The 21,021-nt window shown below is 46.5% G+C and carries 16 protein-coding genes and 1 other RNA gene; 15 read left to right on the top strand and 2 right to left on the bottom strand.

Features of this window, described 5'->3' with window-relative positions:
* Position 1 precedes the first annotated feature (1 nt).
* The 15 genes from HT574_RS15745 (at position 2) to HT574_RS15675 (ending at position 18,842) form a co-directional block, all read left to right on the top strand.
* The gene (locus tag HT574_RS15745) at positions 2-1,360 is read left to right on the top strand and encodes a (Fe-S)-binding protein (protein ID WP_175245328.1); all 1,359 of its coding nucleotides are present in this window, start codon (positions 2-4) and stop codon (positions 1,358-1,360) included.
* Positions 1,357-2,808, top strand: a complete 1,452-nt coding sequence (locus tag HT574_RS15740; protein ID WP_175245327.1) for an FAD-binding oxidoreductase — start codon at positions 1,357-1,359, stop codon at positions 2,806-2,808. Before HT574_RS15745 ends, HT574_RS15740 begins: the two co-directional genes overlap by 4 nt.
* Positions 2,809-2,920: 112 nt before the next feature.
* Positions 2,921-5,104 (top strand): malate synthase G, encoded by a 2,184-nt coding sequence (locus HT574_RS15735; RefSeq protein ID WP_175245326.1) that lies wholly within the window; start codon positions 2,921-2,923, stop codon positions 5,102-5,104.
* A gap of 189 nt (positions 5,105-5,293) precedes the next feature.
* Positions 5,294-6,505 carry an NAD(P)-dependent malic enzyme gene (locus HT574_RS15730; protein ID WP_175245325.1) on the top strand — a complete coding sequence of 404 codons (1,212 nt, stop codon included), beginning with the start codon at positions 5,294-5,296 and terminating at the stop codon, positions 6,503-6,505.
* A 13-nt stretch (positions 6,506-6,518) separates the two neighbouring features.
* Positions 6,519-7,298 carry a fumarylacetoacetate hydrolase family protein gene (locus tag HT574_RS15725; protein ID WP_175245324.1) on the top strand — a complete coding sequence of 260 codons (780 nt, stop codon included), beginning with the start codon at positions 6,519-6,521 and terminating at the stop codon, positions 7,296-7,298.
* A gap of 85 nt (positions 7,299-7,383) precedes the next feature.
* Entirely contained in the window at positions 7,384-8,169 is a 786-nt protein-coding gene (locus HT574_RS15720) for an IclR family transcriptional regulator (protein ID WP_175245353.1), read from the top strand.
* Positions 8,170-8,268: 99 nt separating this feature from the next.
* Positions 8,269-10,536 (top strand): DEAD/DEAH box helicase, encoded by a 2,268-nt coding sequence (locus HT574_RS15715; protein ID WP_175245323.1) that lies wholly within the window; start codon positions 8,269-8,271, stop codon positions 10,534-10,536.
* Between the two features lie 5 nt (positions 10,537-10,541).
* Positions 10,542-11,843: a ribonuclease H-like domain-containing protein gene (locus HT574_RS15710; RefSeq protein ID WP_375154126.1), complete on the top strand. Its 1,302-nt coding sequence runs from the start codon at positions 10,542-10,544 to the stop codon at positions 11,841-11,843.
* Positions 11,844-12,148: 305 nt separating this feature from the next.
* Positions 12,149-12,382 (top strand): CotD family spore coat protein, encoded by a 234-nt coding sequence (locus HT574_RS15705; RefSeq protein ID WP_175245322.1) that lies wholly within the window; start codon positions 12,149-12,151, stop codon positions 12,380-12,382.
* A gap of 128 nt (positions 12,383-12,510) precedes the next feature.
* Positions 12,511-12,807, top strand: a complete 297-nt coding sequence (gene gpsB / locus HT574_RS15700) for a cell division regulator GpsB (protein ID WP_017437372.1) — start codon at positions 12,511-12,513, stop codon at positions 12,805-12,807.
* A gap of 106 nt (positions 12,808-12,913) precedes the next feature.
* Positions 12,914-13,312: RNase P RNA component class B (rnpB, locus tag HT574_RS15695), an RNA gene on the top strand.
* Between the two features lie 370 nt (positions 13,313-13,682).
* The gene (locus HT574_RS15690; protein WP_175245321.1) at positions 13,683-14,831 is read left to right on the top strand and encodes a THUMP domain-containing class I SAM-dependent RNA methyltransferase; all 1,149 of its coding nucleotides are present in this window, start codon (positions 13,683-13,685) and stop codon (positions 14,829-14,831) included.
* 87 nt (positions 14,832-14,918) lie between these two features.
* Positions 14,919-15,095, top strand: a complete 177-nt coding sequence (locus HT574_RS15685) for a hypothetical protein (protein WP_175245187.1) — start codon at positions 14,919-14,921, stop codon at positions 15,093-15,095.
* Between the two features lie 203 nt (positions 15,096-15,298).
* The gene (locus tag HT574_RS15680) at positions 15,299-17,239 is read left to right on the top strand and encodes an ATP-dependent DNA helicase (RefSeq protein ID WP_175245320.1); all 1,941 of its coding nucleotides are present in this window, start codon (positions 15,299-15,301) and stop codon (positions 17,237-17,239) included.
* 94 nt (positions 17,240-17,333) lie between these two features.
* Positions 17,334-18,842, top strand: a complete 1,509-nt coding sequence (locus HT574_RS15675) for a carboxypeptidase M32 (protein ID WP_175245319.1) — start codon at positions 17,334-17,336, stop codon at positions 18,840-18,842.
* Between the two features lie 42 nt (positions 18,843-18,884).
* On the opposite strand, the gene HT574_RS15670 is transcribed toward HT574_RS15675, so the two are convergent.
* Positions 18,885-20,534: a b(o/a)3-type cytochrome-c oxidase subunit 1 gene (locus HT574_RS15670; protein WP_175245318.1), complete on the bottom strand. Its 1,650-nt coding sequence runs from the start codon at positions 20,532-20,534 to the stop codon at positions 18,885-18,887.
* A complete protein-coding gene (locus tag HT574_RS15665) occupies positions 20,535-21,005 on the bottom strand; it encodes a cytochrome c oxidase subunit II (protein WP_017437378.1) in 471 nt (156 codons plus the stop codon).
* Positions 21,006-21,021: the final 16 nt, after the last annotated feature.

Below are 21,021 nucleotides of genomic sequence, written 5' to 3'. Positions count from 1 at the left end.
GATGAGTTTACGAGAAAGCGAGATAAAAAGCGGACCGGCCTGTACGGCCGTCAGCCTTGGGAACTATCGCTTTAGCGATCCGCCGGATCCAAGCAAATGGGCGGACTGCGTGCATTGCGGCATGTGTTTGGAATCATGCCCGACTTACGAACAGACCGGTCAGGAACAACATTCGCCGCGCGGACGCGTGCATTTGATGAAATCGGTGGGGGAAGGAAAACTAGAGATTACAGAAGATTTAATCGATCCTATTTTTACATGTCTAGACTGCCGCGCTTGCACGACGGCATGCCCTGCGGATGTCGATGTCGGCGGACTAATTGAACAAGTGCGCGGACAAATTCGCCAAGCCATTCCGTTAACAGGATGGAAAGCGTTGGTCAGTGATTTCTTCCTCAAAGGGGTGTTTCCGTATCCATCTCGTCTTCATCTGCTTGGAAGCCTGTTAAAACTGTATCAAAAAAGCGGACTGCAGACTTTCGCCCGCAAAGCAAAACTGCTTCGTATGATGCCAAAGCATTTGGCGGAGATGGAAGCCATTTTGCCGGAAGTGGGCATACCGGTGCGGAAAAAATATAGGCATACGAACGTTACTAAAGCCAAAGGCGAAACAAAGCATACGGTCGCACTACTAACCGGCTGCGTGATGGATGTCATGTTCAGCGACATTAATGAAGCAACAATCCGAGTGTTGACCCGCAACGGAAACGATGTCGTTATTCCGCAAAACCAAACGTGCTGTGGAGCGCTTCATGTCCATGCCGGCGACCGCGAAACAGGCCGCAGGCTGGCAAAGCAAAATATCGAGGCGTTTAGGCATGTCGACCGCGTCATCGTCAATGCGGCCGGATGCGGCTGCATGTTAAAGGAATATCCGGAATTGTTCCGCGACGATCCAGAGTGGCATGAAAAAGCAGAACAATTTGCCCAAAAAGTCGAAGATATTTCGAAATATTTGCATGACACCGGATATGACAAACCGAAGACCGAGTTAAACATGCGCATTACGTACCATGACGCCTGCCATTTGGCCCATGGTCAAGGAATCCGCCAGGAGCCGCGCGCTCTATTAACAAGCATTCCGGGAGTAGAAATGGTTGCCATGCCAAATGCAGATCGCTGCTGCGGCAGTGCGGGAATTTACAATCTCACCCATCCAGAGATGGCAGGAGCGGTATTGGAAAGCAAAATGGAACACGTTCCGCAGGATGTGGAGCTGATTTCGATGGGCAATCCGGGCTGCATGCTGCAAATGGCGCTCGGCGTTATGAAATACGGACGAAACCAAAAAGTCGTCCATACGGTGCAAATATTAGATTGGGCGTACCAAAAAGAAGAAGGAAAGGAAGTACGCATATGAGAAAAACGGCAATACAAACGAAGGACCCGCATATTCAAGCGTTAGCACGCATTGTTGGCGGCGAAAAGTCGATTTTATACAAAAAAGAAGATTTGATTGCCTATGACTGTGACGGGTTCACCGTTCACCGCCATCTGCCGAAAGCGGTCGTATTTCCGAAAAATACGGAGGAAGTCGCAGCGATCGTTAAGTATTGCCATGACCACGACTTGCCGTTTCTTGCCCGCGGAGCCGGAACCGGATTAAGCGGCGGCGCGATTCCGCTAAACGGGGAAGTTGTGATTAGTTTGACGCGGATGAAGCGGCTGCTTCATGTCGATCTGGAAAACCGCCGCGCGGTGGTGGAGCCTGGGTTTGTGAACTTAAAGCTAACAAATTCGATTGCTGATCGAGGGTACTATTATGCTCCTGATCCATCGAGCCAATATTGCTGCACGATTGGCGGAAACGTCGCCGAAAACGCGGGAGGAGCGCACTGCTTAAAATATGGCGTCACTACGAACCATATTTTAGGACTTGAAGTCGTGCTGCCAAACGGGGAAATTATTGAAATCGGGGAAAACGGCATTCCTGATCCGCCGGGATATGATTTATTAGGGCTGTTGACTGGTTCAGAAGGAACGTTGGGGATTGTGACCAAAATTACAGTTCGGATTTTAAAAAATCCAGAAGCGAAGCAGACGGTGCTCGCCTATTTTGATCGTGTCGAAGACGCGAGCCAGGCCGTTTCCGATATTATTTCTGCAGGGATGGTTCCGGCGGCGCTCGAGATGATGGATCAAACAGCGATTGAAGGGGTGGAGGCCGCCGCTTTTCCGGTCGGACATCCGAAAGATATTGAAGCGCTTTTATTAATTGAAGTAGACGGGATTTCTGCAGGCATTTCCGAGCAAATTAATGAAATTTTGCACATTTGCAAAAAGCGCAACGTGCGCGAAGTAAAAGTGGCTCAATCGGAGGAAGAACGGGCGCGCTGGTGGGCCAACCGCAAAACCGGATTTAGCGCAATGGGGGCCATTTCCCCGGATTACTTAGTGCAAGACGGGGTTATTCCGCGCAACAAATTGCCGGAAGTGCTAAAAAATATTCGAGCGATTAGCAAAAAGTATGGATTGCGCATTGTCAACATCTTTCATGCGGGCGATGGAAATCTTCACCCGCTTGTGCTGTTTGACGCAAGAAAGCCAGGAGAAACAGAAAGAGCGCTTGCGGCGGGAAGCGAATGCCTGCAGGTATGTGCCGCGGTTGGCGGTTCGATTACTGGGGAACACGGGGTTGGTATCGAGAAAAAAGAAGAAATGCGCTTCATTTTCAGCGATGAAGAAATTGTTGCGCAAACCGACATTCGCGACGTGTTTAACCCGAAAAATTTGCTGAACGCCGGAAAGCTGTTCCCAACTCCGGGGCGATGCGTCGAGATGAAACAAGTTGCTTCCTCCATAAAGTGAAAATTTTGCGAAAATCATTGAAAGTGATTTCATTTCATGCTATCATTTTTTTAAACAATCATGAAACAGTGTTTCGTAATAAGAAACAAAAAAGGGGAGAGAGGGAAAGGAAATGGAACAATACGTAAAAATCGGGAATCTACAAGTATCGACATTGCTCTATGAGTTTATCAATGAGGAAGTGCTTCCTGGAAGCGGTGTCGATGGGAAAAAATTTTGGAAAGACTTTGAAACGCTAATTGCCGATTTAACGCCAAGAAACAAGGAGCTGCTTGCCCGCCGTGATGAGATCCAAGCAAAGCTAAACGAGTGGCATAAAAAACATCGCGGCAACTTTGATATGGAACAATATAAAGCATTTTTAACCGAAATCGGCTATTTAGAGCCAGAGGTGGAAGATTTTGAGATTACAACCGAAGGAGTAGACGAGGAAATCACGGTGCAAGCGGGACCGCAGCTAGTCGTTCCGGTGACGAACGCGCGCTATGCGCTAAACGCGGCCAACGCCCGCTGGGGAAGCCTTTACGACGCGCTGTACGGAACGGACGCGATTAGTGAAGAAGACGGCGCTGAACGCGGCAGCTCCTACAATCCGGTGCGCGGCGCCAAAGTCATCGCCTATGGGCGCGAGTTTTTGGATCAAGCAGTGCCATTAAAAGAATATTCTCATAAAGATGTCGTACAATATGCGGTAGTCAACGGGAAATTAACGGTTACTGTCGAAGGCGGAGGCACTACGACGCTAAAAGAGGAAGAAAAATTTGTCGGATTCCAAGGAAATCCGGAAAATCCATCCGCTATTTTGTTAAAAAATAACGGCCTTCACATCGAAATTCAGATCGACCGCAACCATCCGGTCGGGAAAACGGATAAAGCGGGGGTAAAAGACATTTATTTGGAAGCAGCCGTCACAACCATTATGGACTGCGAAGACTCGGTAGCAGCTGTGGATGCAGAGGATAAGGTGCTCGTATACCGCAACTTGCTTGGCCTTGTCAAAGGAGATTTAACGTCTACATTTGTAAAAAATGGAAAAACGATGACGCGGGCGCTAAATCCGGACCGTATTTATCGAACACCGGACGGCAAAGAGCTTACGCTGCCAGGACGTTCGCTTATGTTCGTCCGCAACGTTGGCCACTTAATGACAAACAACGCAATTCTAGACGCCAACGGCGAGGAAGTATATGAAGGCATCATCGATGCGGTTGTAACAAGCTTGATTATGAAACATTCGCTTATTGGCAACACCCGTTACTTAAATTCGCGTAAGGGCTCGATTTATATCGTTAAGCCGAAAATGCACGGTTCGGAAGAAGTGGCGTTTGCGAATGAACTGTTTGACCGCGTTGAAGATATGCTCGGCCTAAAACGCAACACCATTAAAATCGGGGTCATGGATGAAGAACGCCGCACGACATTGAATTTGAAAAACTGCATCTATCAAGTGCGTGACCGCGTCGTCTTTATTAATACAGGTTTCCTAGACCGGACTGGGGATGAAATTCATACGTCGATGGAAGCGGGGCCGATGATCCGCAAAAACGAGATGAAATCGTCGACATGGCTGCAAGCCTATGAAAAATCCAATGTTGCGATCGGTTTAGCGGTCGGCTTCCAAGGCCGCGCCCAAATCGGAAAAGGAATGTGGGCAATGCCGGATATGATGGCGGAAATGCTCAGACAAAAAGGCGGTCAGCTAAGAGCCGGCGCCAATACGGCATGGGTGCCTTCGCCGACAGCAGCGACGCTGCACGCGCTCCATTACCATCAAGTAAATGTAGCAGAAGTGCAAAATGAGTTGCGGAAAGACCGCAAAGATTACCGTGATGAAATTTTGCAGATTCCGGTCGCTAAAAATCCGCAATGGACGCCGGAAGAAATTCAAGAAGAGCTCGATAACAACTGCCAAGGCATACTAGGCTATGTGGTGCGCTGGATCGATCAAGGTATCGGATGCTCGAAAGTGCCGGATATTAATAATATCGGGCTAATGGAAGACCGGGCAACGCTGCGGATTTCCAGCCAGCATATCGCCAACTGGCTTCACCATGGCATTTGCACGAAAGAGCAAGTGTTAGAAACGTTAAAACGGATGGCGAAAGTGGTGGACGAGCAAAACGCCGGCGATCCGAACTATCGGCCGATGGCTCCGGACTATGATAATTCCGTTGCCTTCCAAGCGGCGTGCGATTTAATCTTTAAAGGCTATGAACAGCCAAACGGCTACACTGAGCCGATTTTGCATCGCCGCCGTCTAGAAGCAAAAGCCAAATATGCAGCGGTTCAACAATAAGAAAATGATGAACAAGGGCGTCTTTCTCTTCCATTAACGCCCTTGTTCATTCGTATTATTCGTCGAAATATTCAAATAAATGAACAAGGAGGTGCAAATCCTAGTTACTACAGATTTATTGTAGTAAGCAAAGCAGCACAAAAGGCGGCAGAAATAGATGGAAAAAGGTTAGTAGCTAGGTAAACGATCATGCGGAACCTGCGGGAAAAATCGCTACTGGTTCATCAGCAAGCAAAAGGAAAGCTATATGTAGATGTCAAAGTCCCGATCGAAAATGCAGATGATTTAAGCGTCGTTTATTCTCCGGGAGTAGCGGAACCATGTAAAGAAATTTATGTCAACCCTGATTTGATATATGACTACACGATGAAAGGAAATTTTGTGGCGGTTGTCTCGAATGGATCTGCTGTATTAGGACTGGGGAATATTGGCGCAAGCGCATCCATGCCTGTCATGGAGGGAAAAGCCGCCTTATTTAAAGCATTTGCCGGCATTGACGCCGTGCCGCTTTGCATTAACACCGATGATCCGGAACAAATCATTCAGACCGTCAAATTGTTAGAGCCGACGTTCGGCGGCATTAATTTAGAAGATATTGCCGCGCCAAACTGTTTTTTGATTGAGGAGCGCCTCAAGCAGGAGTTATCGATACCAGTATTCCATGATGACCAGCATGGAACCGCAATTGTAACGGCTGCCGGGTTAATCAATGCGTTGAAGGTCGTGCAAAAGCGTTTGAGCGAGTGCAAGGTGGTCATTAACGGAGCCGGCGCCGCCGGCATCGCGATTGCGAAATTGCTTCTTTATATGGGAGTGGGCGACATCATTTTATGCGACTCCAAAGGAGCGATTTATGAAAACCGTCCATACGGTATGAATAAGATAAAAGAAACGCTCGCAAAGCAAACGAATCGCGGGCGAGTTCAAGGAACACTAAAAGAGGTCATTCAAGCCGCCGATATATTTATTGGCGTTTCCGTTGCCGGGGCGCTCACGCCGGGAATGGTTCGCTCGATGAACGACAATGCCATTGTCTTTGCGCTGGCTAATCCGGTTCCGGAAATTATGCCGGATGAAGCTAAAGCGGCAGGAGCAGCCATTGTTGCAACGGGACGATCTGATCTGCCAAATCAAGTCAATAACGTCCTCGCCTTTCCAGGAATTTTTAAAGGAGCGCTGCGAGTGCGTGCCTCTAAAATTAATGAAGAGATGAAGCTAGCAGCGGTTAGTGCGATTGCCGGTTTAATCAGCCAAGAAGAACTAACGAATGATTATGTGATTCCAAACCCGTTTGATAAGCGCGTAGTCGCGGCTGTGGCCGATGCGGTGGCGCGTGCGGCCATCAGAACGGGAGTCGCCAGAAGCAGGGATACGGAAAAAGAACAGGAAAACGTTATGTGAGAGGAGTGGCATCATGAAATTTGCCAGATTTACTGCAGATGGAAAAACGCATATGGGAGTAGTGAATGGCGAGGTGATTCGCGAAATTGTCGGTGATTTATTTACGGGATGGGAATATACAGGGAACGTTTTCAGCAGGCAAGAAGTAACGTTGCTGGCGCCGCTCGTTCCAAATGAAATCATCGGAATTGGCGCGAACTATGTGGCAAAACGGGAACAATTGCCAAATGTGCTTCCGGAAATTCCTGTCTTTTTCTTTAAGCCGTCTTCATCGGTTATTGGCCCGGAAGCGGAGATCGTTATTCCAGCGGGAGTCGACAAAGTCAAATTTGAATCAGAATTGGCTGTAGTTATTGGCAAGGAAGCAAAGAACGTCCCTGAATCGGATGTCTGGCAATATATATTTGGCTATACTGTTGCCAACGATGTAACGGCGCCGCAATTTTTCCATCCGGACGGCCACTGGACGATCGGCAAATCGTTCGATACGTTCACGCCGTTAGGCCCTGTCATCGAAACGGAGCTGAACCCTTCTTCTGTTTGGGTGAAAGCGAGATTAAACGGAGTTGAAAAACAAAACAGCCCGACAGAACTGATGATTATTCCAATCAGCAAAATGATCGCCTATTTAACAAACGTGATGACGTTAAAACCGGGCGATGTGATTTTAACGGGAAGCCCGGTCGGTGCCGAACTGGTTGGAGCCGGCGATGTGATTGAATGTGAAATAGCAGAAATCGGTACGCTGCGCAATACGTTTGTAACGGCTCGGGAGCGGGCGAAAACATGTTAATGGCGCAAAATGTACCATTATATGTAAAATGCCCGGCAATGGGTGTATAATGGCAGTGGACGAAGGAATAGTCGAGGTGAACACGATGGAAAGAGAAAATATAGTAAAATCCGTAAGCCGGGCATTACATATCATTGATATCGTCAGTTCGAAAAAAGATGGGTTAGGCGTCACCGAAATCGCCAATCAAATGGATATTAATAAAAGTTCCGTCTATCGCATTTTATCGACTCTTGTTCAATACGGCTACATCGAGCAAGATAAAGAAACGGAGCGATATAAGCTTGGCTATAAATTTTTAGAAATCAGTTCCAAACTGCTTGAATCGATCGATTTGCGGAAAGAGGCGAAACCGTATTTGCGGGAATTGGAAAAAGAAACAAACGAGGTCATTCACCTTGTGGTATATGACCAAGGCGAAGTCATTTATATCGAAAAATTAGAGGGAACGGAAACGCTGCGCATGCATTCAAAAGTAGGAAAACGGGCACCGATGCATTGCACCGCCGTCGGAAAAGCAATTCTTGCCCATTTGCCGCCTCATATAGCATTAGAGATCATCGATCGAAAAGGCTTGCCAAAGCATACCGATTTTACGATTACGAACAAGAATGAATTTCTCAAAGAATTAGAAAAAGTAAAACAAAAAGGATATGCATTGGATTTAGAGGAAAATGAGTACGGTATTCGCTGTATCGCTGTTCCGATATTTGATTATTCGGGCAGCGTAGTGGCCGCCGTCAGCATTTCCGGTCCGACGATCCGCATGACAGACGAGCGGATGGAAAAATTGCAGGGTCGCATTCAGGCGATCGGCAAACAAATATCTGCCCGGCTTGGATATCGGCCAGATCACACCGTCCAGTCTTGATGACTGGGCGTTTTTTGTGGTGCGCACATTGTTTTTCGTGGCAATTCCCACCTCATTTCTATTAAAATAATAAAAGTGAAATCGTTGAGGTGAGCATGGATGAAGAAAAAGAACCTGCATGAATTGATTGAACAATTGCGCAAAGATCCAAATGTCGTATATTGGCATGAAATTGAGCCGCAGGAAGCCAATACGGTTCCAATGCCAGATAGCCTAGACGTGCGCCTTAAATCAGCGCTTGAAAAGCGCGGCATCGCCTCGCTTTACACCCATCAGGCGGCAGCGTACGAGGCGGTGCGAAACGGCAAGCATATCGTTGCGGTGACGCCGACGGCTTCCGGGAAAACGCTTTGCTACAATTTACCCGTGTTGCAGGCGATCGCTGAAGCGGAACATAGCCGAGCGCTTTATTTATTTCCGACAAAAGCGCTCGCCCAAGACCAAAAAAACGAATTGCACGAAATTATCGAGGAAATGGGCGTGCCGATTTATAGCTATACGTACGATGGTGATACCGCCCCAGGCATTCGCCAAAAAATTCGCCAGGCGGGCCATATTGTCATTACCAATCCCGATATGCTTCATTCGGCCATTTTGCCGCATCATACGAAATGGGTATCCTTATTTGAAAACTTGCGCTATGTTGTCATCGATGAGCTCCATACGTATCGCGGCGTATTTGGAAGCCATGTTGCCAACGTCATCCGCCGCTTAAAGCGCATCTGTGCGTTTTACGGAAGCAAGCCGATCTTTATTTGCACATCGGCAACGATTGCCAATCCGAAGGAACTGGCCGAACATCTGACGGGAGAATCGATGACATTAATTAATAACAATGGAGCGCCACGGGGAAGAAAACATTTTATTTTTTATAATCCGCCGGTAGTTCATTCCTCTTTTAACATCCGGGCAAGCGCAACTGCCGAAGTGAACCGGTTGGCAAAACAGTTTTTGGAAAACGGCATCCAAACGATTGTCTTTGCCCGCAGCCGCGTGCGCGTCGAGCTGATTTTAAGCCATTTGCAGGCGCTGGTGAAAGACCGGTTGGGACCGAAAACGATTCGCGGCTATCGCGGCGGCTATTTGCCGAAAGAAAGACGGGAGATCGAAAAAGGGTTGCGCAACGGGGAAATTATTGGAGTGGTGAGCACGAATGCGCTTGAACTTGGCGTGGATATCGGCCAGCTGCAGGTATGCATCATGACCGGTTATCCCGGCACCATAGCGAGCACGTGGCAGCAAGCCGGACGGGCAGGAAGACGCCATGGCGATTCCGTCGTCATTATGGTGGCGAGCTCTAATCCGATTGACCAGTACATTGTGCAGCATCCGGAATATTTCTTTGACCGTTCTCCGGAAACGGCTCGCATCAACCCAGATAACATGCTGATTCTTGTTGATCATCTTAAATGTGCAGCATATGAACTTCCTTTCCGAAAGGGGGAAAAGTTTGGCGGTCTCGAAGTGGAAGAAGTGTTGGAGTTTTTAACAGAGCAAAAAGTCTTGCACTATCGTGCCGGCAAATGGTATTGGATGAATGACGCGTTTCCGGCTCATAATATCAGCCTGCGCTCCGCCTCGCAAGAAAATGTCGTCATTATCGATATTTCCGAAACAGCGAACCATCGCGTCATCGGCGAAATGGACCGTTTCAGCGCAATGACGCTGCTGCATGAGGAAGCGATTTATCTTCATGAAGGAGTACAATACCAAGTAGAAAAGCTCGATTGGGAAGAAAAGAAGGCATATGTCCGCGAAGTGAACGTAGAATATTTTACGGATGCGAATTTAGCGGTGCAGCTTCATGTCCTAGAAGAAGACCGCAGCGAGCAAAGGCAGCAGTTAAGCCTGCATTATGGCGATGTTTCTGTAAGAGCGATGGCGACGATCTTCAAAAAAATCAAATTATCGACATTTGAAAACATTGGTTCGGGACCGATTCATTTGCCGGAAGAAGAGCTGCACACATCAGCGACATGGATCGAACTGGGAGAAGAGCTGTCTGACATCGACGCGCCGCTGCTTGAACAAGTCTTGATCGGGATATCGAATGTTCTCCGTCATCTTGTTCCGATGTTTGTCATGTGTGACCGGTCGGATATTTATGTCGTGCCACAAATAAAAGCACCGCATTCGGGAAGGCCGACGATTTTTATTTATGACCGTTATCCGGGCGGGATCGGTTTATCGGAAGCTGTTTTTGAACGGTATGATGAAATAATCGAAAAAGTGAAGCAATGGGTGGAAAACTGCCCATGTGAAAGCGGCTGTCCTTCTTGCATCGGCATTGTCGAGGGGCAGCACCGTTTGGCGAAACAGCGCATCATTGCCTTTTTGCGACAATTGCTAGCCAATGAGAAAGGATGAACACGATGTCAATGAAGCAAAAACTAGCGAGATGGAAGGAGCAGCTGGCATCTCGCCATGGCGCCGCGCCCGAACATGCAGACTCCCCCGCTCTAGGACAGCACAGCCTGGAAATTCCGTTTTTGGATGAATGGCAAAACAAACAAGTGCAGCCGTTCTTTTTTGACGAGGACTACTGCCTCATCCGCGAAGTGGTATACCCGCTCGATTACCGGCACGGTCGCTACCAGCTTGGAGAATTGCATCATGTCCATCAGCGGTGGCAGGCTGCTCCTTTTGCTCATCCGCTTTCTTGCAAAGGGTTTAAAGCAAGCGATTTATTTTTCTTTGATACGGAAACGACCGGACTTAGCAGCGGAACAGGGCATGTCATTTTTTTGCTTGGCCATGCCCGCGTGTATGCTGACCGGGTTGTCGTTCGACAGCATTTTTTGCCGCATCCGGGGGCGGAAGTGGCTTTATACCAAAGTTTTCTGTCGGAAGTCGATTATACAACACTTGTTACCTATAACGGAAAAGCGTTCGACTGGCCGAAAGTAAAAACGCGTCATACGCTGATTCGCGATGCCGTACCAAAGCTGCCGGCGTTCGGTCATTTCGATTTGTATCATGCCTCAAGGAGAATGTGGAAGCAAAAACTCGAGTCGATTCGTCTTTCTGAGGTGGAAAAAGAAATACTGCAAGTGGAGCGGAAAGAAGATGTTCCCGGCTTTTTGGCGCCGATGATGTACGCCGATTTCCTGTCTACACCGCATCCAGATCGCATTTTTCCGGTGTTTCAGCATAACGAGCGTGATATTTTATCGTTAATTTGTCTTTATATTCATTTATCCAATCAGCTATTGGACGCCTTAGGGCTAGACGATGCGCTTGAGCAGCTGGAAACGGCGCGCTGGCTGGAATCGTTGGGAGAAACGGCTGCCGCCAAGCAGGTGTACCACCATGTCACCAAAAAAGAAACCAAAGAAGCATGGCAGGCAAAATGGCAGCTGTCGCTTTTATATAAAAAAGAAAAACGGTATGAAGAGGCCGCGGCGATTTGGCTGGAACTATGGGAGCATGGAAACGATGGGTGGAAGGTAAAAGCCGGATTGGAGCTGGCCAAAGCGTATGAACATTATTTCCGCGATGTTTACGAAGCTTACCGCTACGCTACCCGTGCCTATGAACGATGGAAAACGCTATTCCGTACGTATAGACAAGAGAACAGTGCTCAAGAATCGGAGTGGACGAAACGGATCGAGCGCCTCAAGAGGAAATTAAATAAAAATATTTCCTTGGCAAGCGCAAAATATGACAGAAAATAAAAAAAACTAACTTTTCTATTTCGAATCTTGTAGAAAAAATAAAAAATGTGTACAATTTCATCGGAATCACTAAAAATGAAATAATGGCGGGGAGAAAGCGATGCGGAGCATGTATAAAAAAATCTTTTATTTGTTTTTTATCGTTATATGCTTAACGTTTGTTGTTTTTACTAATTTAACGTAACGTTAGCGGTATGTTTCCAACGGACAGGAAAAATGGGTATCTATACTAGTACGAGTCCGCTCCTTTCATCATAGGCTAGTAGTGTAAAACAGAAGTCTATGAAAAGAAAGGAGAATGGTGTATGTTTTGTAGACCACATGTAATGGCACCGATTGTTCATCCGACACAATGTTGTGTACAACATCATTTCGGGGCAACGATCGTACCACACATTCACCCATCGCATACGACACATGTCAACCATCATCTTTTCCAACATCAACATTATTTCCCGCATACGGAGTCGGTTGTCAACGAAGTAGCCAACCAACATTGCATGTTCCCTGGTCCTGCTCCGTTCCCATGGGGATTTTAATCCCGATGAAACAGGAGCCGCCAAGACGGTTCCTGTTTTTTTACAATGAAACGCAAATTGACAATCGATTTGATTTCTGAAAAAATAAAGTAAAGACAATAGCGGAATGTAGAATTGAGGTGAAAGTGATGTTAGCCGGTCGTATTAAGTTAACGCCAAAAGAAATTTTAGAAAAAGAGTTTAAAGTAAGTATGCGGGGGTACAATCAAGACGAAGTCGATCAGTTTTTGGACATTATTATTAAAGATTACGAAACGTTCCAACAAGAAATTGAACAGCTGCAGCAAGAAAACGCTCGTCTGAAACGGCAAGTGGAAGAGCTGCAAAAACGACCGTCTGCGCAAGTGGGAACGACAAACTATGATATTTTGCAGCGGCTATCTAATTTAGAAAAACATGTATTTGGCAATAAATTATATGAATAATTCCATGTAGACAAATGCACTATTACTATACATACAAAATGGATATTTTTTCTATTGCAATTACTCGGAAAATGAACTATACTACAATGTGCAAACGGCGTTAATAATGTTCGGGTAATCGCTGCGGCAATTTTTGCCGTAGAGGAAAGTCCATGCTCGCACGGTGCTGAGATGCCCGTAGTGTTCGTGCCTAGCGAAACCATAAGCTAGGGCAGTCTGGCGCAATGCTGGGCTGACGGCGGGGAAAGAACCTAAGTCCCAATTGGGATATGGTTCGATTACCCTGAAAGTGCCACAGTGACGCAGCTCTAAGGGAAACCTTAGAGGTGGAACGCGGTAAACCCCACGAGCGAGAAACCCAAATGATGGTAGGGGCACCTTCCCGAAGGAAATGAACGGAGGGAAGGACAGATGGAGCTTTTCCATCTGTAGATAGATGATTACCGCCGGAGTACGAGGCGACAAGCCGCTTGCAGTACGAAGGTACAGAACATGGCTTACAGAACATTATTAACGTCGGAAGTCGGAAATAGTATAATGAAAAAGCTCTCCTGCATGAGGGAGAGCTTTTTCATTATTAAAGTGATTATAAACACAGTATGAATATTTTTTATAGATGGCAGCGATTAAGGGAGAGGGATATAAGTGTATGACCAATATCAAAGGCTTATGGATATACATACATTTGCTGGAATTATCAAAACTGTTTTTGAATATTCCGGGGAAAGCATTATTATTACAGATGCGCAAAATTGTGATTTTATATAAGGATATTTTGTGTCTACACCGCTTTCTATTAGCGAATTATATAAATTTTTAGATGAACAAAGCCAATGGAATGATCAAGATGAAAAATAAAAATCAGGAGGAATAAAATGGGATCTCTTGCTTTAATCGCTACAGCAGCCATGGGACTGGAAGCGGTTGTGGCTGATGAAGTGCGCCGTCTCGGCTATGAGTGTCAAGTGGAAAACGGAAAAGTGATGTTTGAGGGCGACGAGCTGGCGATTTGCCGCGCGAATTTATGGCTGCGCACGGCAGATCGGGTCAAGCTGAAAGTCGGAGAATTTAAAGCTACATCGTTTGACGAACTGTTTGAACAGACAAAAGCATTGCCTTGGGCGGACTATTTGCCGGTGAATGCCAACTTCCCGGTGATCGGAAAATCGGTAAAATCCAAGCTTTTTAGCGTCCCAGACTGTCAGGCGATCGTCAAAAAAGCGGTGGTGGAAAGTTTAAAAAAACATTACCATGTTTCCTGGTTTGAAGAAACCGGACCGCTTTACCGTATTGAAGTTGCGCTTCATAAAGATATCGCTACGCTAACGATTGACACGAGCGGAGCTGGTTTGCATAAACGCGGCTATCGCGCCTTCCAAGGGGAAGCGCCGTTAAAAGAAACGCTGGCGGCCGCGCTCGTGCAGCTGACGAACTGGACGCCGGACCGTCCGTTTGTCGATCCGTTTTGCGGATCGGGAACGATTCCGATTGAAGCGGCGCTGATTGGCCAAAATATCGCGCCAGGATTTAATCGCAATTTTGTGTCTGAACAATGGGGATGGATTGGCGAAAAAGCATGGGAGCGAGCGCGGGAGGAAGCGGAAGATTTGGCCAACTATGACCAGCCTCTCGATATTTCCGGATTTGACATTGACCATCGCATGGTGGAAATCGCAAAAGCAAACGCGATGGAAGCCGGCTTTGCCGATTTAGTGTCATTTAAGCAAATGCAAGTAAAAGATTTTCGCACACGCAAAGAATATGGAGTGATCGTCGGCAATCCCCCGTACGGCGAGCGGCTCGGCGAGCGTAGGGAAGTAGAAGCAATGTATCGGAACATGGGCAAAACGTTCTCCGCCTTAGATACGTGGTCCATTTATATTTTGACGGCGCATAAAGAGTTTGAAAAACATTATGGAAAAAAAGCGACGAAGCGCCGCAAATTATTCAATGGTTTTATCGAAACGCATTATTACCAATACTGGGGGCCGCGGCCGCCGAAAGAAAAACCGAACAGCCAATAAAAATAGGCGCTTCCGGCAAGGAATAGAGGCATTCCTTTCTGCATATAATACGGATATTATCCTTGAACTATTTTCGGCAGGAAGGGGATGAAAATGACGTATTGTTCGCTCGACTGGATGAAAATTTCCAAAGCGCTTGACCGCACATACGAATGTTTAGTACAGCAAAATGCCGATAGCGAACATTTAAAACAAATTGAAGCGGCAAAAAATATGTGGAAACAAGCGTTTACATACCGCATATCCAGACCGTTGAAAGCATAAGGGGGCTAAAGAAAGTTTGCGCTCGTTCATCGGCGGATATTATTTGACTTCTCGAGAATGATCAATCATAATATTATTTTGTTAGACTTTACAGAACCTTAAGCGCGCAGCAAAAGACCGTTGCGCGCTTATGCATGCATACACAACAAATTGTAGTGGGCAGGAAGTTTTTTATTTATTTATTTTTGGAGGGTTTTTCAACGATGAACCGTGAGCGCTATCCTTTTAAATTAGAAAAAAACGAGAATTTTTTTGATAAGTTAAGCCAGTGGATTGGCGATGTATTTTATGACATTTTGCCGGAAGCCGGCTTTGAGCTGCGGGATGAACAGATTTATATGGCGTTCCAGTTAGAGCGCGCGTTTCGCGAGAAAAAAGTAATTTTTGCCGAAGCGGGAGTCGGTACGGGAAAAACGATTGTCTACTTGCTGTATGCGATTTGTTATGCCCGCTATACAGGGAAGCCGGCTATTATTGCCTGCGCCGATGAGACGCTGATTGAACAGCTGGTGAAAAAAGAAGGGGACATCGCGAAATTATCGGATGTGCTTGGTTTACATATTGATGTGCGGCTGGCCAAGTCTCCGGATCAATATTTATGTCTAAACAAACTCGAAGAAGTAACGACATATGATGACAAAGATATCGAGCTTTACGAACAAATTTATGATGAACTTCCGGCATTCGTGCATGACAATAAGCCAATGCAAGCATTCTATCATTACGGGGACCGGAAAGAATACGCTCATTTAACGGATGAGCAATGGAAAAAAATCGCCTGGGATCCGTTTCAAGACTGCTTTACATGTGAAAAGCGCCATCGCTGCGGACAAACATTGTGGCGCGAATATTATCGAAGAGCCGCTGATTTAATCGTCTGTTCCCATGACTTTTACATGGAGCATGTTTGGACATATGAAGCACGTAAACGTGAAGGACAGCTTCCGCTTCTGCCGGAAGCGAGCTGCGTCGTATTTGACGAGGGGCATTTGCTCGAGTTTGCCGCGCAAAAAGCGCTGACATACCGAATGAAAGAAACGACGCTCGAGTCGCTGTTAACAAGACTTTTAGAAAACGATATCCGCGAAGAGCTGGCTTATTTAATCGAGGAAACGCTGCAAATCATGGTCCGCTTTTTTGATGAACTGAAATCATGTGCAAAAGAAGTCGCTGGCTCCAACCGTCAAGAAATTATGTTTTCGCCAAAGTTGCTCCGCCTTGCGAAACAATTACACGGCAAAATAGTGGAGATTGGCAATGAGCTCGTGTTTGAAAGCGAGACATATACGATTGATCATTATCAATTAAATATTGTTGATGAATATTTAGATCAAATTGAATATTCGCTTGATTTGTTTATGAATAACGCCGATGCGATCATATGGCTCGAGTCGTTCCGGCAAGAAGCAACGCTCGTCGTCATGCCGCGTACCGTCCAGGAAGTATTGCGCGAAAAAGTATTCAGCAAGCGCATTCCGTTTATATTTTCTTCGGCGACATTATCAAGCGGCAAATCGTTTCAATATATTGCGAATAGCCTTGGCATTGATGAATATTTGTCTTTCAGCGTCGACTCGCCGTTTGATTATGAGCGGCAAATGACGATTTTTATGCCAACGTTTAGAAATGATGAAACATTATTTGCGCAAAAGTATGCGTATGCCCTCGAAAAAATTCGTGAAACAGAGGGACGAGCCCTTATTTTATTTCCGACACGGCAAGAACTGCAACAATTCAAAGAGGCGGCGAGCGGCGAGAAGCAATTCACCTTTTTGTTTGAAGGCGATCGAGAAATTAGCGAGCTCGTCTCCATCTTCCAAGAGAATGAAGAAACGATATTGTGCGCCGAACATTTATGGGAAGGCCTTGATATTCCGGGACCGTCGCTATCAAACGTCATTATTTGGTCGCTGCCATATCCGCCGAACGATCCAGTTTTTCAGGCAAAGCGAAAAGCGTATGAAGATCCGTTTTGGAGTGTCGACGTTCCATATATGCTGCTAAGGCTGCGCCAAGGGGTAGGGCGCTTGATCCGCACCCATGAAGACCGCGGCATTGTCTCCATTTTTGTGACGGATGACGAAAATCAAAAAGTGATTGAAGCTATCAAAGGAGTGCTGCCGACATCAGTGAGGGAAGAATAATTTCTTCTCTCTTTTTTTATCGCAAAAAAGAGGAAAACAACCCTTCATTATGGAAATATTATCAATGCAACAAAAAGCACAGGAGGCCGCTACCATGATTAAAAAAATAGAACAACAATTTTTACAATATGTCAAAAAAATGATGAGTTATAATGAGGCGATCAGCCTTATGTACTGGGACTTGCGGACAGGGGCGCCGAAAAAAGGGGTCGAGCAGCGTTCGGAAGTCATTGGCATGCTTTCGCAGGAAGTATTTAAAATGTCCACATCGGAGGAAATGGCCGCGTTTATCGCTGAATTGTCGCCAAAACATGCGTATGAGCAGCTTTCGGAAGTGACCCGCTACACGTTAGAAGAATGCAAGAAAGAGTACGAGCGAAATAAAAAAATTCCAGCTGATGAGTATAAGGAATACGTCGTATTGCAGTCGAAAGCAGAAAGCGTATGGGAAGAAGCGAAAGCGACAGCGGATTTTTCTCTGTTCCGTCCGTATTTGGAAAAATTAGTGGAATTCAATAAACGGTTTGTTAACTATTGGGGATATGAAGGCAATCCATACAATACATTGCTTGATTTATTTGAGCCGGGAATGACGGTCGACGTGTTGGATCAAGTATTCGGCAAGCTGCGTGAGCGTCTCGTCCCGTTGGTACAGGAAGTCGTTGCTTCTCCGCATCAGCCGGAAACATCGTTTTTATTCCATCCGTTCCCGAAAGAAAAACAGCGCGCTTTTAGTCTGGAGCTGCTGCAGGAACTTGGCTATGATTTTGCGAAAGGCCGGTTGGACGAAACAGTGCATCCGTTTGCCATCGGTCTGAATCCAAACGACGTCCGTATTACGACGCGGTATGACGAGCGAGATTTCCGCACCGCCATTTTTGGAACCATTCATGAGTGCGGCCATGCTCTATACGAGCAGCACATTTCGGAGAAATTGATCGGGACGCCGCTATGCACGGGTACATCGATGGGAATTCACGAATCGCAGTCGTTATTTTATGAAAACTTTATTGCCCGCCATTATTCCTATTGGAAACGCAACTATGCTCGCCTGCAGCAATATGCTCCGGAGCAGTTTTCTGACGTCTCTCTTGATGCGTTTTACCGGGCGATTAATGAAGCGAAGCCGTCGTTGATTCGCATCGAAGCCGATGAGTTGACATATCCGTTACATATTATGGTTCGTTACGAAATCGAAAAGCAGCTGTTCAATGGAGCGATCGAAGTAAAGGACTTGCCGGAAATTTGGAACGATAAATACGAAGAATACCTCGGCATTCGCCCGCATAACGATGCGGTCGGCGTGCTGCAAGATGTCCATTGGTCTGGCGGCAGCTTCGGCTACTTCCCATCGTATGCGCTCGGCTATATGTATGCGGCACAGTTCAAGCATGCGATGCTAAAAGACTTGCCTCATTTCGATGAACTGCTCGAAAAAGGGGAATTAACGCCAATTCGCGAATGGCTGACAGAGCGGATCCATCAATTCGGCAAAACGAAAAAACCGCTGGAAATTTTGCGAGACGCAACCGGAGAAGCATTGAATGCCGACTATTTGCTCCGCTATTTAGAAGAAAAATATAAAACCATCTACCAATTATAAAAGAAAAAATCCTCCCTCCCGCTTCGGGGAGGGGGGTTTTTCTTACCATAATTTATATCCTTTTGATCCTGGCGGCGCGTTTTGAATCATATCGATGAATGGCACTGTATAGGCAACCAAAATAAGCGCGACCGTAATGCCAATCCATAGTTTCCAGTTATCCATAGCAAGTGCGGCGCGTTCTTGCGGTTCTGCCGCTTCGGCAACCGGGAATTCCGTTTCTCCTTTCGGTGCGAAGAACGCTAAGTTGGTGATAATGACAAGGACTAAAATAATGCCGATAAATAAAATCGTGCCGCCGACCGCTTGCGCGATTTGATACGGAATCCATTCGAGCGCTTGCGGCGAGTTTCCGTAAGTGGAAAATGCCGAACGGCGCGGCGCTCCAAGCAAACCGGCAAAGTGCATCGAACCGGACATAAACGACATGCCGACCGCCCATACCACCGTTTGAATAATCGCTAAGCGGTTCATCGCTTTCGTCATCACCCGGCCGCTTAAATGTGGAACGAGCCAGTAGGCAGCGCCGAAGAACGTAAGCACGACCGTTGTTGCAACCGTTAAATGGAAGTGCCCTGTCACCCAAATCGTGTTATGGACGACTTGGTCCATTTGGTGGGAAGCGTTAATAATTCCGCCAGCACCGGCAGGAATAAAGAACAGCATACCGACAAACGGCGCGAAAAAGCGCGCATCTCCCCACGGCAGTTTGCGAAGCCAGCCAAACAGGCCGGTGGCACCTTTCGAGCGTCCGTATGCTTCAAATGTTGCAAACATCGCAAACGCTGTCATTAACGATGGAATAACAACCATAAATGTTAAGACAACTTGCACATATTTCCAGAACGGTGTAATCCCCGGTTCAAGCAATTGATGGTGAAATCCGACAGGAATCGAGAAAAATAGGAACAAGATAAATGCCAAACGTGCTAAAGAATCAGAGAAAATCTTTCCGCCGATGATTTTTGGAATGGCAACATACCAGACCATGTAAGCCGGAAGCAGCCAGAAATAAACGAGCGGGTGGCCGAAATACCAGAATAAAGTCCGGCTGACTAGAACATTCACTCGGTCAACAATACCGAGCGACCATGGCAACAATTGGATTAAAACGGTGGCTGCTACCCCCAGAGTACAAACAAGCCATAAAACCATATTCGTAACAGCCATAAAGGTAAGCAATGGGCTTGCTTTGCCAGGATGCTCTTTTTTCCAGCGCGCATAGTGGGCAAAGGTCGCAAAGCCGCTGATCCAGCTGCCAACGACCAAGAGAGTTAAACCAAGATAAAAGCCAGGATGCGCTTGCAGCGGAGCATAGAATGTATAAAGAACGGACGCTTGCCCAGTTAAAATGAAAAATACTGTCGTCGTCGTGCCGACTGTCATCATCCAGAAGCCAACCCAGCCCCAAAAGCGGACGCGATCGGAAAGCGTTCCAGATGTGCGGCTTATCGCGGCGAATTGAAATCCGATAATAAAGAATGTCGTTAATACAAGGCCAAGCAGTGTTCCGTGTGTCGTTAAAATCGTGTAATAGCTAATGCCTGCCGGCAGCTGAAACTTTCCGGAACGCACTAGCGTTTGCAATAATCCAGCTAATCCTCCTAAAGCAAGAGCGATAAATGCGACATAAATATACGCTAAAGCTAATTTGGCATCACGACGGTCTACTTTCACTGTTTCGTTCATCATTTACTCCACCACCTTAATTCGTCCAGTCATCATATGGTGACCAGCACCGCAATATTCATTGCAAAGGATCGTATATTCGCCTGTTTGATTAAATGTTTTCGTAATAGTGTTGATATACCCCGGTTCCACCATCATGTTAATGTTTGTGCCTGCTACTTCAAAACCATGGATAACATCTTTTGAAGTCACATTAATCGTTACTTTTGCGCCTTTCGGAATTTCGATTTGGTTTGGCGTAAATGCAAAGGCAGATACGACAATGTTTAGCTGATATTCATTATCTCCGGTTTTGACTAAGCCAGGTTTATTAAACGGCGGTGTCTGATCTACCTTCTCGGGATCAATGGTCGTCAAGCAGCTCGGTGGCTGTTTGCCTTCGGCGAAGGCGCTTACGCCGATGACGGTCAAGAAGACAAACAGACAGGCAATGCCAAACGTAAGCCAAATTTTTTCGTATTTGTGCATATGCATGGCTATATCCCCTCCC

The organism is Parageobacillus sp. VR-IP (genome assembly GCF_013357975.1).
In the GTDB taxonomy this organism is placed as follows: domain Bacteria; phylum Bacillota; class Bacilli; order Bacillales; family Anoxybacillaceae; genus Saccharococcus; species Saccharococcus caldoxylosilyticus.
Note: the sequence above shows the minus strand (reverse complement) of the source record. Positions and strands in the feature narration are given on the sequence as shown.

What these genes read in the sequence shown, in the direction of transcription:
- HT574_RS15745 (WP_175245328.1), top strand. Translation starts at nt 2, where the DNA reads ATGAGTTTACGAGAAAGCGAGATAAAAAGCGGACCGGCCTGTACGGCC.
- HT574_RS15740 (WP_175245327.1), top strand. Translation starts at nt 1,357, where the DNA reads ATGAGAAAAACGGCAATACAAACGAAGGACCCGCATATTCAAGCGTTA.
- HT574_RS15735 (WP_175245326.1), top strand. Translation starts at nt 2,921, where the DNA reads ATGGAACAATACGTAAAAATCGGGAATCTACAAGTATCGACATTGCTC.
- HT574_RS15730 (WP_175245325.1), top strand. Translation starts at nt 5,294, where the DNA reads ATGCGGAACCTGCGGGAAAAATCGCTACTGGTTCATCAGCAAGCAAAA.
- HT574_RS15725 (WP_175245324.1), top strand. Translation starts at nt 6,519, where the DNA reads ATGAAATTTGCCAGATTTACTGCAGATGGAAAAACGCATATGGGAGTA.
- HT574_RS15720 (WP_175245353.1), top strand. Translation starts at nt 7,384, where the DNA reads ATGGAAAGAGAAAATATAGTAAAATCCGTAAGCCGGGCATTACATATC.
- HT574_RS15715 (WP_175245323.1), top strand. Translation starts at nt 8,269, where the DNA reads ATGAAGAAAAAGAACCTGCATGAATTGATTGAACAATTGCGCAAAGAT.
- HT574_RS15710 (WP_375154126.1), top strand. Translation starts at nt 10,542, where the DNA reads ATGTCAATGAAGCAAAAACTAGCGAGATGGAAGGAGCAGCTGGCATCT.
- HT574_RS15705 (WP_175245322.1), top strand. Translation starts at nt 12,149, where the DNA reads ATGTTTTGTAGACCACATGTAATGGCACCGATTGTTCATCCGACACAA.
- gpsB (WP_017437372.1), top strand. Translation starts at nt 12,511, where the DNA reads ATGTTAGCCGGTCGTATTAAGTTAACGCCAAAAGAAATTTTAGAAAAA.
- HT574_RS15690 (WP_175245321.1), top strand. Translation starts at nt 13,683, where the DNA reads ATGGGATCTCTTGCTTTAATCGCTACAGCAGCCATGGGACTGGAAGCG.
- HT574_RS15685 (WP_175245187.1), top strand. Translation starts at nt 14,919, where the DNA reads ATGAAAATGACGTATTGTTCGCTCGACTGGATGAAAATTTCCAAAGCG.
- HT574_RS15680 (WP_175245320.1), top strand. Translation starts at nt 15,299, where the DNA reads ATGAACCGTGAGCGCTATCCTTTTAAATTAGAAAAAAACGAGAATTTT.
- HT574_RS15675 (WP_175245319.1), top strand. Translation starts at nt 17,334, where the DNA reads ATGATTAAAAAAATAGAACAACAATTTTTACAATATGTCAAAAAAATG.
- HT574_RS15670 (WP_175245318.1), bottom strand. Translation starts at nt 20,534, where the DNA reads ATGATGAACGAAACAGTGAAAGTAGACCGTCGTGATGCCAAATTAGCT.
- HT574_RS15665 (WP_017437378.1), bottom strand. Translation starts at nt 21,005, where the DNA reads ATGCATATGCACAAATACGAAAAAATTTGGCTTACGTTTGGCATTGCC.